This window comes from Bifidobacterium sp. UTCIF-38 (assembly GCF_006454495.1).
Classification (GTDB): Bacteria; Actinomycetota; Actinomycetes; order Actinomycetales; family Bifidobacteriaceae; genus Bifidobacterium; species Bifidobacterium callitrichos.
Window position 1 is genome coordinate 29,112 of sequence record NZ_JFAL01000015.1, and the last position, 14,513, is coordinate 43,624.

Below are 14,513 nucleotides of genomic sequence, written 5' to 3' on the forward strand. Positions count from 1 at the left end.
TATGGCATCGAAATCGCGTCTTGGTAAGGGGCTTGGCGCGCTGTTCCCTGATCTGCCGGGCGAGGATCCGTCGATTGTTTCACGTGAAACCAAGCGTGTGATCAATGAGGTCGTGCAGAAGCAGGAGGCAGGAAAGACGCTCGAGCCGAAGCCGAAGGCTGAAGTGGCGCCTTCGCGTCCCCGGGTCTCCGTGCCGTCGATCGTGACTCCGGCGCCTTCGTCGCAGGAGTCTCCGCTGGAGGCGGCGCATTCGGCGAAGAAGTCCGGTGGCAAGGCGAAGCGTGCCGCGATGCCTGCTCTGGGCGACATCGCCCATCCGAGCGATATGTTCTTCAACGACACCGCCAGCGCGGATGCTTCCGTTGCCGAGGCAGGCCCTGCCGATCGGCAGGGGAGTGATGCTGCAAAGCAGAACGTCGCCGCCGATGTTTCACGTGAAACAGAGAACAAGGACAAGAAGGACGCCGAATCCGAAGAGCCGCAGCTCAAGCCGGTCGAAGGCGGATATCTTGCCGAGCTGAAGCTCTCCGACATCGGTCCGAACGCGCATCAGCCGCGCACGGTGTTCGACGAGGACGATCTCAACGAGCTGTCCGCCTCCATCAAGGAGGTCGGCATTCTCCAGCCGATCGTCGTACGGAAACGTCCGGCCGCGCAGATCGAGGAGGCCCGCAGGAAGCAGGCGGATCACAAGCCGCTCAATCAGTTCGATGGTCGACTCGACAGCACGTACGAGCTCATCATGGGAGAGCGCCGTTGGCGTGCCGCCCAACTGGCAGGTCTGGAGACCATCCCCGCGATCGTCAAGACGACCGCCGACGATGACATGCTCCGCGATGCACTGCTCGAAAACCTGCATCGCGTCGCCCTCAATCCGCTCGAAGAGGCCGCTGCCTACCAGCAGATGATCGATGAATTCGGTCTGACGCAGGCGCAGCTGTCCAAGTCGGTCTCGAAGTCGCGTCCGCAGATCGCCAACACGTTGCGACTGCTGAACCTGCCGAGCACTGTGCAGAAGAAGGTCGCCGCCGGCATCCTCACCGCCGGTCACGCCCGTGCGCTGCTTGGTCTTGGTGACGCCGAGGCGATGGACAAGCTCGCGAATCGCATCGTCGCCGAGGGACTGTCGGTGCGTTCCACCGAGGAGATCGTCGCGATGGCGAACCTCGAGAACAAGGACACGAAGAAGCCGAAGACCAACAAGAACAATCCCTGGGCCGGATCGCCGATCCAGACGAATCTTGAGAACCACTTCGACACCAAGGTCTCCATCAAGGGCACCCCGAAGCACGGTCGCATCGAGATCGTCTTCTCGTCCCCCGAAGACATGGACCGCATCCTCTCCCTCCTCATGCCCTCCGCCGAATCCGACGCCGCAACCCCCGACGGAGCCTCCGCTACAGACGGCAAGTGGGTGTGACCTGTCTTACTGCAGGTGACAGCCTCGGCCTCTCTGACGGGACGTTGCCGTAAAAGCAAACAGCAGAGCTGTATGTAGGCAACGTGTGAGCCGACAGGCGAGCCAACATACTGCGGGCGCAGCCCGTCCATAATTACAGGACGGGCTGTCGGCCTAGCCGACTGGCTCCTGAACAAGCCGAGGGAAACACAGCATCGGTCGAAGGCCTATTCCGAAATCAAAGCGAGTTCGTTTTGGCAAGTTGGTGTCTGTTGTGGCTCCTGTTCGCCTTGTCAGCTTGACTCGGGGGATTCAGCGTGAAAAACGCGAGGAATCGCGTTGAGTCCCACGGATTTGCGGGACTCAACGCTGGAATCGGCCTTAGCCGCGTTGAGTCCCTCGCGAGGCTTGTGTGTTCAATAGAAAGTGTGCCGTGTGGGCGCGCGGAAAACGCTCTTCTCTTACTCTCTCAATGGCTCAGAACAAATAGCCACCCACGAAAACAGCAATATCGCCGAAATGTGTATTGCGCTGTGGGTGAGCGGGGGCGGTGGTTTGCTAGGGTGGGGTGCATGACTTTGCATAATGTGGTGATTGTTGGTTCGGGGCCTGCCGGATACACGTCGGCGATCTATCTGTCTCGTGCAGGCTTGAAGCCGCTGATGGTGACCGGTGCGCTGACGCCGGGTGGTCAGCTCGTCAATACGACCGAGGTGGAGAACTTCCCCGGTTTCCCGGATGGTGTGATGGGTCCGGATCTGATGGATGCGATGAAGGCGCAGGCTGAGAAGTTCGGCACCGAATTTGAGCATGCCGATGTCGAATCGATCGTCGAAGTGCCGGCCGAAGGCGACGACGTCAAGCCGACCTATCATCTGACGCTCGATACGGGGGATGAGCTCGACGCCCGCGCGGTGATCGTCACCACGGGTTCGACGTACCGCAAGCTCGGCGTGCCCGGCGAGGTCGAATACTCCGGTCACGGCGTCTCGTACTGCGCGACCTGCGACGGCTTCTTCTTCCGCAACAAGCCGATCGTCGTGGTCGGCGGCGGCGATTCCGCATTCGAGGAGGCGCTGTATCTGACGCGTTTCGGCTCGTCGGTCACGCTGATCCACCGTCGCAACGAATTCCGCGCCTCGGCGATCATGGTCGAACGTGCGCGTGCCAACGAGAAACTCACGCTGCTCACCGATACGGTCGTCACCGCGATTCACGGTGAGGCTCCCGCCGCCGCGCCAGCAGCCGCTGCGATCAAGCCGGCAGGGCAGGGGATCCAGCTCAATCTCGGCAAGCCGACGAACGGCATCTCGCTGGGCAATGCGGGCGGACTGTCTCTTGCGGCTCCCGCGGTCGGCAATGTGTCGAGCATCGATATCCGCAACACCGTGACCGGCGAGACCGGCACGCTGGATACCAAGGCCGTGTTCGTGGCGATCGGACACACGCCCGCCACCGGCTTCCTCGGCGATCTCGTCGACAAGGATGAGGACGGGTACGTGCTGGTTGACGGAGCCAGCACGCGTACGTCGCGTCAGGGCGTGTTCGCCGCGGGTGACTGCGTCGATCGCGTGTATCGTCAGGCGATCAGCGCGGCGGGCATGGGATGCCGTGCCGCGCTTGATGCGCAGGCGTATCTGGCGTGATCAGCGGAAGTAGGCGCTGGTGACGTTGATGGTGACGATGTCGGAGGCGTCGGCTCCGTTGGCGGCGGTGCCGGACTGACCGGACTGGCTGCTCTGGCCGGAGTTTGAACTGCTCTGGCCGGACTGTCCGCTCTGATCGTTGCTGCTGTCTCCGAAGGGGACGTCGTTGAGGTTATCCTCGGACGGCCACTCGTTCTGCTGCACCTTCGGATCCTGCGGGTTCGAGCTGCTGCGATTGAACAGGTATACGGCACCAACCAGCAGTGCGATCAACACGAGTGCGGCCACGACCAGCAGCACAGTGGCGGTGGTCATGTTGCCCAGCAGACGATGATCGGACAGATCCTCGTGCGCATCATCGGCCGGATCGCGATCAAGCATCGACTTCGGCTTGAAGCTCGGCGGATGGTTCATATCGAAATCGCTGTCAACCGGACGCGGAGGCAGCGCCGGGCTGACCGGGATGGCTGGCGGCATCGAGCCACCGGCGACACCAGCGGCATCCGTAGCACCGTGACCATGATGCGAGGCATCATGCGCGGTGTGCGGACCTGCATGCGGGGCAGCCACACCGCCATGGGCGCCGTCCGCCGCACCCTGAGCGCCCTGAGCACCTTGAGCGCCCTGAGCATGATCAGTGAGATCATGTGCGGCACCCGCCTGCGCAGAGCCATGACCAGCTGCGGTACCGGCATGCTGTGAGACGGAAGCATTGCCGCTAATGCCGCCATTGCCGGAATGTCCGTTCGGCGCGGCAGTCGCGGCGCCGTTACGTCCGCCGTGTCCGCGGCGATCACCGTCCGACGCATGGTCGATGCGCGCGCCATCCGCCTCATGCGGGTTGACGAAGTCCTCGAAGCCTTCGATGGACATGTTCTCCGGATCGCGCATGTCGATGGCGACGGTCGGCATGTTCGACTCGTTGATGATCGGAATGCGCGACGTCTCCTCGCCGGTGTTCAGATCATCCGGCAGCGAGACGGGGGCGGGGTAGACCTGGAACGAGAAATCGTTGACCAGATCCTCGGTGCGATGCTGCACGTCATGACCGGCGGCATTCGCCTGACCGGCACGATTCCCGGCGGTCCCGGCGGCATTCGCCCCAGTGACCCCGGCACCGCCGTCGGAAGCCGGCGTGACATACGAACGTGCGGCGATGCGGGCGCGCTCCTCCGGCGACACATTGCGACCCATCGCGAAGAAATCATGCGGGGAGTACTCCTTGAACGATTCCTCCATGTCGGCGAAGCTCTCCGCGTTCTGCGCGGCGACGATCGCATCGGCGTGACGAGCGGCCTCCTGCTCGCTTGGCGCGCGATGGATCTTCAGCTCCGGCAGACGCTCGTTGCTGACGTCCTCGGCGGGCAGCTCGGCCAGTTTCGCCTTGGACAGGTCGCGTACGGCCACCGTCGAGATCGAGCCTTCACCGGCATCGGACGGCAGGGCGATATCGCGGTCGGAGAGTTGCGCCAGTGGCGTCCATTCGCCGAGCAGCGCGGTTAGCTCGCCGAGCGTGAGCATCGGCTCGCCGCGCTTGCCGGTGTTCGCGTTGGGCAGTTCCAGACCGCGGGACAGGATCACGTGGAATTCGGTGGGCATGTCCGAATCCAGCGAGGACAGATCGTATTCGGTGTCGAGTGTGACCGGCCTGCGCTTGAGCATGCCGTACATCACGGCGGCGAGCTGACGGATCGCCAGCTGCTCGGTGGGCATGCCATCGGGGGCGCCGGTCGGTTCGGACAGCAGCGCCGTCAGCGGGACGTCGGCGATCTCCAGACCGTCGACGGACACGCGGATCGTATCGGTCGACAGACGCGGCACCTCAAGGCCGGAGACGATGGTCGCGGCGTCGCCGATCACGGATCGGATCGCCTCATAGCTGAGCGTGCCGCGAGCCTTGCCGCGCAGATACTCGGTCAGCGACAGGCCCTTCTCCAGCTTGGTGACGAGCACGGCCACATCGCCCGCCCTGCGGAACTGGAGCACCGGCGTCAGGCCGTCCTTGAGACCGGCCGTCGAAGCGAGGGATGAGATGTCATCGAGCGTCTCCGGAGCGGTGAGAATGAACAGTTGGCAGTCCTGCGCCAGCACGCGGTCGTTCGCCCTCCAGGCCTGAACGCCGGGCTCGTCGCGCAGCAGGGCGACCAGCGTGTATCGGTTGAAAAGCGTGTCACCCAACTGAGGCTTCATTGTTCGTTTGACTCCATACTGCCCGATTGTGGAAAGGTGTTGCGGCCGACCCTGAGGGCCTGCCGCGCTGTTGTCATTCTAACCATGGGGCTAGGCATATCGCCCTCGTTCCACAGGCTGATTGTGGAGTGATTTCGTGCCGGTTTTCGGGCGGAGGAAGCAACGACTGTCAGGGGCGCATGTGACGGGGCGGGCGCGGGGTGCGCAGGAATCCTGGGAGGTGATCGCCGAGACGGCCGCCCAGACGACGGTTCAGAGCGCCCAGCAGACCGGTGAATTCGTCGCAGCGCAGCACGACGAGCATCACCGCGTAGATGACGGCGGTGATCAGCGTGCCGATCACGCAGAAGACGACCGCCTGCAGCCAGCTCAGCCGCCCGCGTGACAGGTCGGCTCCCAGCAAGCTCATCAGCGGATCGGTGAGGAGCCACACGGCGGCGCCCGCCAGCACGGCCGCGACCAGCGCCTTGAGGAACGTCGCGGTGATGCGGCGGCCGTCCAGATAGCCGTCGAACCGCCGACGCAGCATGAACACCAGCAGCGGGAAGCTCAGTACGTAGCTCAGCGTGATCGCCAATCCGATGCCGGCCGTCCAATAGCGCGCCGGAGCGAACATCGCGATGCCCACCTCGATGACGATCTGGATCACGCTGGCCAGCAGCTGGAACAGGAATGGATGCTTGCCGTCCTCGAACGAGTAGAACGTGCGCTGGATGAGCAGGTACGCGCTGGTGAGCGGCAGGCCGAACGACAGGGCGATCATCGGCCCGGCGATCAGCTGAGCCTCGGGCACGCTGACGCTCGGCAGCAGGGCGATCGTGATCGGCACCGGCATCACGATGATCGCCATCGCGAAGTACATCATCATCACGCCGACGTTGCGCAGCGCGCCGCTCAGATCGGTTCGCGCCTCGTCGATGTTGTGATCGGCCACCGCGCGCGAGATCTTCGGGAAGATCGCGGTCGCCACCGACACGGCGATCAGCGAATACGGCAGGATGTAGAGTGTGAACGCGTTCTGGTACGAGCCGTTGCCCGCGATGCCGTACAGGTCGTTGCCGGCGAACGGCGCACCGTTGGAGATGCGCGCGTTGATGATGTTCGTCAGCTCCTGCAGACCCATCACGCCCATGCTCCACGCGGCCACCGGTCCCATCGCCTTCAGTCCGATGCCGGAGACGCCCCATTGCGGGCGATAGCGGATGCCGGTGCGCATCAGCGGCACGAACAGGATCAGCGCCTGGAACGCGACGCCCAGCGTCCACGTGCCGGCGGTCAGGAAGATTTTGTCCTCGCTCCAGAACTCCAGCGGCTGGCGGCTGGCCGGTCCGAACAGCACGAGGAACGCGGTGAAGCCGGCGCAGCTGATGACGTTCGCGCCTACCGAGCTCCACGCGTAGGTGGCGAACTTGTCCTTCGCGGCAAGGATCTGGCCGATCACCGTGTACAGGCCATAGAAGAAGATCTGCGGCATGCACCACAGCGTGAACGCGTTGACGAGCGCGCGCTGTGCCTCGTTCCAACTGGAGTTGAGGTACAGCATCGTCAGCAGCGGGGTGGCTGCCATCATCAGCAGCGTCATCGCCGTGAGGATCACGATGGCGAGCGTGATGAGCTTGTTGAGACGATCCTGTGCGTCATGCTCCTTGAACGTGCGCACGATCTGCGGCACGAGCACCGCGTTGAAGATGCCGCCGGAGATCACGGTGAACAGCACCTGCGGGATCATCGCGCCGGTCTGGTAGGCGTTCGCGGCGATGCCGGTGGTGCCGAGGCATGCGGCGAGCAGAATCGTGCGGATCTGTCCGGTAAGACGGGAGGCCATGGTCCCCGATGCCATGATCAGGGAGTTGCGGCCGACGTTGGAACTCATTCGTCGGGGTCCTTCTTGCGGTTGAATTGGCGCCACAGGCCAAGCACGCCGAGCAGCACGGCGAGGCCGATGATGACGAAACCGGTTTTGTCGCTGATCTTGAGCACGCAGTTGATCGGGGTGTCCTGCGAGAGGCCGAACGCCTGATCGGTGCGGTCAAGCAGCGTCACATGCGCGATCGTCGAGCCGGATGTGGCCGCGCGCAGCGTGAACGTGACCTGCGATTCGGACTTCGGCGCGATCGTCACCGTCGTCGTGCGCGAGGTGACGATCTCCGGCGAATCGGTGATCGACGACAGTCGGATCGTCACCGGATAGGCGGTGGTGTTGCTGATCGTGACCGGCATCGACGCGGTTTCCGACACCATCGTGACGGCTTCGGACGGCGTCAGATGCACGCCGCCGAGCAGATCGTCGGCGAGCCTTCGTGCGCCCGCGGACACGGTTCGGGAGGCGTCGGCCACCTCGGAGCTGCCGCCGTCCGTCGACAGGGCGTGCAGCGCGAGCTCGTTGTGCGCGGCGAGCAGCGTGCTGATCCACTGCGAGGGACCTCCGTCGGGCTGGGTCTGGGAGGCGTTACGCGGGCTGGCGTTGGCATCGCTGTCGAGGATCGCGTCGCGGAAGCGAAGGATGTCACCGTGGCTGTCGGACAGCGCGGTGAGCGTGTTGTTGAGATCGGTGATGGCCGAGTCGGAGAGCTTCGCCTCCTTGGGCGTCTCCTCCTTCGCGCTCTCGCCGCTCGCATGCGGCGTCGCCTTGGCGAGCGTGTCCAGATCGGTCAGCTGCAGCCAGGTCGACTGTTCGATCGCGGTCATGAACGCGTCCACGGTGGCGGGGGTCTCGCCTTCGTCGAAGCAGACCAGCAGATTGCGGTCGTTGTACGGCTGTTCCATCTGATAGAACGCGCTCTGTGCGACGAAGCGCGCGATGCGACCGGCCTCGCTGGTCTCGGCCGTTGCCCTGCGACTGGTGGCCGTGCCCTTGACGAGGTTGCTCAGTTCGCGCTGTTCGACGAGTACGGTCACATCGCCGGCCTCCGTCGGCACGATGGTGGTGCCGGTGTGCACGGTGCTGGCGTCCGCCGATTCGAAGTCATGCGTGGCGATGACCGTGCCATACCCCTGCTGTCTGGCCGCGGTCAGGGCCTGCAGCGTCCATTTGGCCTTGCCCTGCCAGGCGATGGTGTCGGTCGACGCCTGTGGGTCGTTGACGGCGGCGCGGTAATGCGCGATCGCCGCGCTGGCGTTCCACGCCTTCGTGCTCACGCCCGCCGCGGCATAGGCCTGATCGTCGGCGCGTGCGGCGTAGGTGGTGATGTCGAAGTCGGCCGGCTGCATGACCGCGCTCACCTGCGGCGGCGTGGCCAGCGCGTCGAGATACGTGGGGTCGGCGACGGTTTCGAGCCCGCTGTGCTTGGTCAGCACTTGGGCGAGCATGCGGTCGAATCGGGTGTGATCCTGCTCAAGCGTGACGGCGTCGGAGGAGGTGCCGTTCGCGTTGCTGGTGGCGGAGGTGTCGTTGCCGCCGTTGCTGTTGGCACCGACGGTGGTGTCGCCCGTGACCAGTCCGTTCAGCTTCTCGTCGTTGGTCGTCCAATGCGAGCTGGTCAGCGGCATGGTGACGGTGAGCTTCATCGCGGGAGTCGCGGTGCCCAGGCCACTCGACGAACGCGTAAGGAACGTGCGCAGCTGCGCGCCGTCCGCCGTCGATCCGTCGCCGGGCGTGTAGTCGACGAGCAGTGGCTTCGGACCCCAGTTGGTGATGCGCTTCAACGCGTCGGCGTCGGCCGGCACGTCGACCGTCATCGTGACGGACTTTCCGGCATCGATCGCCGGCACGTCGACCGAGCCGAGCAGGGACGGCGTGGGGATGCGGTTTTCCGCCTGCGCCCATTCCTGCATGTCGGTGCGCGAAACGAACGTGTACATCGGATTGACGGACAATGTCAGCGATCCGGCCGCCCACGTGCCGTCGCCGGTGTTCGTGATCGTGGCGGTCAGATGGTAGCCGGACGTCGCCGTGACGACCGCGGTGGCGGATACCAGTGCGATCGTGTGCCGCTGCTGCGCCGCGGATGTCGTGGATCCGGAGGTTCCGTCCGTGTCTGCCGTGTCGTCCGCCGTGGTGCCCGCGGCCTGTGCGACGGTCGTCGGTCCGGCCACGCCGGCCACGCCGATCATGCCGGCCAGAACCGCGACGACGAGCAGCAGTCCGCCCAGAACACGCCCCCAACGCGCGTGGAGGGTGCGAAGGGCGTAGAGGGTATCGTGATTCACTCGTCTGCCTGCCTGTTCAGTTTCCTCGCATACAACCATGCGATCTTGCGCTCATTAGGATAACTGAGCACGTCGTCCAGATCCTTGAAATCAACCCAGATGGCGTCCTCGGCCTCATGGTCCGGGTCCCCTTCGACCGTCAACGTGCCGCCGATCTGCCGCAATGCGAAATGATGCACCAGCTTGTGCACGCGCTGCGTTGTTCCGGTGAACCAGTAGTCGATCGTCGCGATCGAATCGACCACCTCGCCCAGGATGCCGGTTTCCTCGTGCACCTCGCGCACGGCCGTCTGCTGGGGCGATTCGCCCTTTTCGATATGCCCCTTCGGCAGGCACCATTCGAGATGTCCGCTGCGCGAATGGCGGGCGATGATCGCCACGCGCCCGCGCTCGTCGAACACCAGTCCGCCGGCCGAATACTCGCGCACGACCGGCAGCTCCTGCGCGTCGAGCGAGGCGAACTTCGTCGGGCCGTCGGAGTTGCGGCGACGCGGCATCATCGCCGGGGTCGGGCCGGACGGCTTCGCCGGCTTCGTCGGTTTGCGATGATGCGCGAGCGTTGCCGGCGAGACCGCCTCCGAGACGCGCAGACGCGCGAACACCGTCGCCGGCGTCGGCATCGACGACGGGGCCGCGGCCTCGATCTCGTTGCGGGAGAAGGTCTGCGTGGCGGTGATGGTCAGCGTCACGTCGGTCACGTCGGTCATGCCGGTCTCGGCCATGACGGCGGCGTCATCGGCCATGCTTGCTACGTCGTCGACGACACGGGGCATCGCAGCCGCCGCAGCGGCGTCCGCAGCGTCGTCGGGATCGTCCACGTCCTTGATGGAACCCTTGGAATCATTGGATTCCCGCCGCTTCGGAGAGGATTCGGACGTGTACATCAGCACGTCCTGCTCATACCCGTTTTGGGCATGGTTGACCGCGGCAGGGGCGGCATGACGAAGCATGCGCGCAAGGTCCGCGGGCGTAATCATGCCTTCCACCTTACTCAAGTCCGTGTGCAATTGGAGTAACGGTATGCTGGTAGGCGATAAGAAAGCCAGAAAACGTGCGAAAGGGATGTCGTGAATTTCGAAGTATGGCCGGAGGCCATTGAACTTGGCCGCATGTTCGCCGCAGAGGGATACGAACTGGCGTTGGTCGGTGGGCCGGTGCGTGATCTGCTGCTGCACCGGCACAGTCACGATCTCGATTTCTGCACGTCCGCGAGGCCCGAGCAGTTCGAGCCGATCCTGCGCCGCTTCGGACATGATGGCTTCTGGGATATGGGCCGCAAGTTCGGCACGCTCGGTGCGATGCGCCGCCGTCCGGACGGCACCGAGGTGCAGGTGGAGGTCACCACCTACCGTTCCGACACGTACGACCCCGATTCGCGCAAGCCGGAGGTGGCCTACGGCGACAGTCTCGAAGGCGACCTGTCACGTCGTGACTTCACCGTCAACGCGATGGCCCTGCGCGTGCCCGATCTGGAGTTCGTCGACCCGTTCGGCGGTGCGAACGACCTCGCCAAAGGTGTGCTGCGTACGCCGGTCGACCCGCGTCAGTCGTTTGACGACGATCCGCTGCGCATGATGCGCGCGGTGCGATTCGTCGCCCAGCTCGGCTTCTCGATCGAACCGGAGACCGCCGAGGCGATCAGCGCGATGACCGATCGCATCTCCATCGTCTCCGCCGAACGCGTGCGCGACGAACTGACCAAGCTGATCCTCTCCGACCGTCCGCGCGCCGGCATCGAGGCGCTGGTCGACTCCGGTCTGGCCGCGATCGTGTTCCCGGAGATCCCCGCGCTGGAACTGCAGATCGACGAGCATCACCGCCACAAGGACGTGTTCGAGCACACGATGATCGTGCTCGATCGTGCGGTCGCGCTGGAGACGGACGACGACGGTCCGGTGCCGAGGCCGGATCTGACGCTGCGACTGGCGGCGCTCATGCACGACATCGGCAAGCCGAAGACCCGCAAGTTCGAATCCGGTGGCAAGGTGAGCTTCCACCATCACGACGCGGTCGGGGCGAAGCTGACGCGCAAGCGCCTCAAGGCACTGCGCTTCGACCATCACATCGTCGAGGACGTCAGCGAGCTGGTGAATCTGCATCTGCGCTTCCACGGGTACGTGGACGAGCCGTGGACCGACTCCGCGGTGCGTCGATACGTCAAGGACGCCGGACATCTCTACGAGCGGCTCAACCGCCTGACGCGCGCCGACGCGACGACACAGAACCGCCGCAAGGCGCATATCTTCGCCACGGCGATGGATGAGATGGAGGCGCGCGTCCGCGAGCTCAAGGAGAAGGAGGACTTCGACGCGATCCGCCCGGATCTCGACGGCAACGAGATCATGTCGATTCTGGGTCTCGAACCCGGTCCGATGGTCGGCCGCGCCTACAAGCACATGCTCGACTATCGCCTCGATAACGGTCCGGTCGAGCATGATGTGGCCGTGGCCGAGCTCAGGCGTTGGTACGCCGAAATCGGCTGATCAGTTGACTTCCTTGTGTGCGAAGGTCTTGGGCAGACCGGCCTTCTGCATCTCCTCGGTGGTCTTGCAGCCTTCGAAGTCGACGATCGTGCTGCCCTGCTTCTTGACGTCCGTCTCGCTGCGCAGGTCGTTGAAGGAGGCGCCGACGACCACGTCGACGGTACGGTCCTGACGATCGTCCATCTTCATGACGGCGTCGGTGAAGTACTGGTTGAGCGTGTAGGCGGGGTTGATGGCGTTCACGCCGAAGTAGATCGTCGTGCGCTCCACCTTCTTGGACTTGTAGTTGTCGACGTTCACCACATTGAACTGACGGTTCTTGAGCGCCTCGCTCACCGCACCGGCGAGACCTCTGAACTCGGTGCCGTTGAGCACCTCGACGGGCACGGTGGAGTTGTCGGACCACTTCATCGCCGAACCGTCCTCGTTCTTCGCCGCGCATGGCACGGCCACGCCGTAGTTCGGCTTGACGGAGTCCTGGGACTCCTTGTCGATCCTGATCACGCCGAAATAGAGCAGGAACGAGGCGATCAGCGCCACCACGAGGACAGCGCCGACGATGGAGAACACCGTCCTCTGGCGCCGGCGTACATATGCCTTGCGTGCCTCGCGCTCATCATACTGTTCGGCCATTGCTTCCCTTTCGTTCGCTGTGCTGAGAAGTTACCTTAGCGTGCAACCGTGACGCTGATATGGGGGTGGATATGGGGCCTGGCGGGGGCCTCCGCCGCGATGATCCGGTCCACCGCGCCCGAACGCTCCCAGGCCGCGAGCACCTGACGACGCACCGCGGGAGTAGGCGTGAACGCCACCACGGACGGCCCCGAACCGGAGACGAAGGCGTGCCTTGCGCCGGCCTCGAGGGCCGCGTCGACCGCCTGACCGCTGCGCGGATGCAGTTTGATCGCGGCCTTCTGCAGATGGTTGCGATCGCCCGATCCGGCGCCGATCGCATCGAACAGGCGATACACGTCGGGCGTGCTCAGCTGCGTGCGGTATGCGCCGACGAGCAACGCGCCCGCGTAGCCGTCGGCACGCAGCGCGCGTTCGGTCTCGGAGCCTTCGTCGATCGACTCGATGACCTCGCCGTACCCAGTGCCGCGCGCGTAGCCGCCGGCCACGCAGAACGGCATATCCGCGCCGAGCGTCGCCGCGACCTCGCGCAGCCGTTCGATCGGCCAGTGGAGACCCCACAGCTCGTCGAGTGCAAGGATCGTGGCCGCGGCGTCGGCCGAGCCGCCGGCGAGCCCCGCACCCACCGGAATGCGCTTGTCGATCGTCAGGGCGATGTCCGGTTCGCGTCCGGCCGCCTCGGCCATCGCGAACAGGGCCATCACCGCGTGATTGCGACGCATGTCCGCGGACGATGACGCCAGATCGCCCAGATGCTTGCCGGAAAGATCGAGCGAGAAGCCGGTTCCTGCCGGTTTGATGGCCGCGCTGACGGTGTCGGTCAGGCTGATCGCGCAGTAGATCGTGTCGAGTTCGTGACGTCCGCCCCATTCGGCGTGGGAGGCGCCGACCTCGAGCGTGAGATTCGTCTTGGCCGGGCAGTCGACGCTCACCATCGCCGGCGTATCGGGACGATGGTCTGGTGCGGGTGCGGTCACGGGTGAGCCCATGGACAGGGTGGTCGCGGCGCTCATGCCTGCGCCTCGGTCTGGGTCTGGGTCTGGGTCTGGGTCCCGGCGTCGGCTGAGGATTCCAGGGCGATCACCGCGTTCGCGAGGGCGACGAACTCGTCGATCGTCAGCGTTTCGCCACGGCGGGTCGGGTCGATGCCGGCGGCCTCGAACGCGCCGGCCGGAACGGTCTTCTTCAACGCCGCGTGCAGCGTCTTGCGACGCTGGCCGAACGCCGCGTCGATGAGACGGAACGTGGCCTCACGCAACTGCTCTGAGCCGCGTTCGGGTCCACGGCGGAACGAGACGAGCGCCGAGTCGACGTTCGGCGCGGGCCAGAACACGTTGCGCCCGATGACGCCGGCTCGTCCGGCCTCGCCGTACCAGGCGAGCTTGACGCTCGGAGTGCCGTAGATCTTGTTGCCCGGCTCCGCGGACAGACGGTCGGCGACCTCCTTCTGCACCATCACGAGGAAGGAGTCGAGGTTGCCGAAGCGTTCCAGCAGCGTGAGGATGATCGGCGTCGCCACGTTGTACGGCAGGTTCGCGACCAGCGTGAACGGCTTGGACGCGTCCGCGAACTGCGGCAGAACCTCGGGGCCGACGGTTAGGGCGTCGCGGTTGACGACGGTGAGTCTGCCGGACGCCTCGGGCATGAATTCGGCGATCGTGTCGGGCAGGCGCTCGGCCAGCGGCGGGTCGATCTCGACGGCGGTCATCGTCGCCCCCGTTTCGAGGATCGCCAGCGTGAGCGAACCCAGACCCGGGCCGACCTCCAGCACGTGCGTATCGGCGTCGACGTGCGCCTCGCGCACGATACGGCGCACGGTGCCCGGGTCGATGACGAAGTTCTGGCCGAACTTCTTGGTCGGGCTCACGCCGGCGTCGGCGGCGATGCGGCGGATGTCGGCCGCGCCGAGCAGATGGCCGGTTCCGGCTGCCGCTTCCGGCGTTGCGACCGGCTCGACCGGAACCGTCTTCGGCTCGCCCGTGTTCTCCTGTGCTGTGTCGTTCATGTCACCGT

The 14,513-nt window shown here is 65.0% G+C and carries 10 protein-coding genes; 3 read left to right on the forward strand and 7 right to left on the reverse strand.

Annotated features, from left to right (window positions below):
• The first annotated feature begins 1 nt into the window (after window position 1).
• Together BW11_RS05860 and BW11_RS05865 are read left to right on the forward strand one after the other, a co-directional pair.
• The gene (locus BW11_RS05860; RefSeq protein WP_140445350.1) at window positions 2–1,420 is read left to right on the forward strand and encodes a ParB/RepB/Spo0J family partition protein; all 1,419 of its coding nucleotides are present in this window, start codon (window positions 2–4) and stop codon (window positions 1,418–1,420) included.
• 551 nt (window positions 1,421–1,971) lie between these two features.
• Window positions 1,972–3,045: an NAD(P)/FAD-dependent oxidoreductase gene (locus BW11_RS05865; protein WP_140445351.1), complete on the forward strand. Its 1,074-nt coding sequence runs from the start codon at window positions 1,972–1,974 to the stop codon at window positions 3,043–3,045.
• On the opposite strand, the gene BW11_RS05870 is transcribed toward BW11_RS05865, so the two are convergent.
• The 4 genes from BW11_RS05870 to BW11_RS11560 all read right to left on the reverse strand — a co-directional run bounded on the left by BW11_RS05870 (window position 3,046) and on the right by BW11_RS11560 (window position 10,361).
• Window positions 3,046–5,235 carry a hypothetical protein gene (locus tag BW11_RS05870; RefSeq protein ID WP_219846742.1) on the reverse strand — a complete coding sequence of 730 codons (2,190 nt, stop codon included), beginning with the start codon at window positions 5,233–5,235 and terminating at the stop codon, window positions 3,046–3,048.
• A 169-nt stretch (window positions 5,236–5,404) separates the two neighbouring features.
• Window positions 5,405–7,108 carry a murein biosynthesis integral membrane protein MurJ gene (murJ, locus tag BW11_RS05875; protein WP_140445353.1) on the reverse strand — a complete coding sequence of 568 codons (1,704 nt, stop codon included), beginning with the start codon at window positions 7,106–7,108 and terminating at the stop codon, window positions 5,405–5,407.
• Complete coding sequence (locus BW11_RS05880) at window positions 7,105–9,384, reverse strand: DUF6049 family protein (protein ID WP_181162557.1); 2,280 nt, start codon at window positions 9,382–9,384, stop codon at window positions 7,105–7,107. The genes murJ and BW11_RS05880 overlap by 4 nt, the downstream gene beginning before the upstream one ends.
• Complete coding sequence (locus BW11_RS11560) at window positions 9,381–10,361, reverse strand: NUDIX hydrolase (protein ID WP_181162558.1); 981 nt, start codon at window positions 10,359–10,361, stop codon at window positions 9,381–9,383. Before BW11_RS11560 ends, BW11_RS05880 begins: the two co-directional genes overlap by 4 nt.
• A gap of 90 nt (window positions 10,362–10,451) precedes the next feature.
• On the opposite strand from BW11_RS11560, the gene BW11_RS05895 reads away from it, so the two are divergent.
• Complete coding sequence (locus BW11_RS05895) at window positions 10,452–11,867, forward strand: CCA tRNA nucleotidyltransferase (protein WP_140445354.1); 1,416 nt, start codon at window positions 10,452–10,454, stop codon at window positions 11,865–11,867.
• Here BW11_RS05895 and BW11_RS05900 read toward each other — a convergent pair whose 3' ends face one another.
• From BW11_RS05900 to rsmA, 3 genes are read right to left on the reverse strand one after another with little or no spacing between them, the layout of a single operon-like run.
• Window positions 11,868–12,500 (reverse strand): LytR C-terminal domain-containing protein, encoded by a 633-nt coding sequence (locus BW11_RS05900; RefSeq protein WP_140445355.1) that lies wholly within the window; start codon window positions 12,498–12,500, stop codon window positions 11,868–11,870.
• Between the two features lie 35 nt (window positions 12,501–12,535).
• Entirely contained in the window at window positions 12,536–13,489 is a 954-nt protein-coding gene (locus BW11_RS05905) for a 4-(cytidine 5'-diphospho)-2-C-methyl-D-erythritol kinase (protein WP_140445367.1), read from the reverse strand.
• Between the two features lie 20 nt (window positions 13,490–13,509).
• A complete protein-coding gene (gene rsmA / locus BW11_RS05910; protein WP_140445356.1) occupies window positions 13,510–14,505 on the reverse strand; it encodes a 16S rRNA (adenine(1518)-N(6)/adenine(1519)-N(6))-dimethyltransferase RsmA in 996 nt (331 codons plus the stop codon).
• Between the last annotated feature and the right edge of the window lie 8 nt (window positions 14,506–14,513).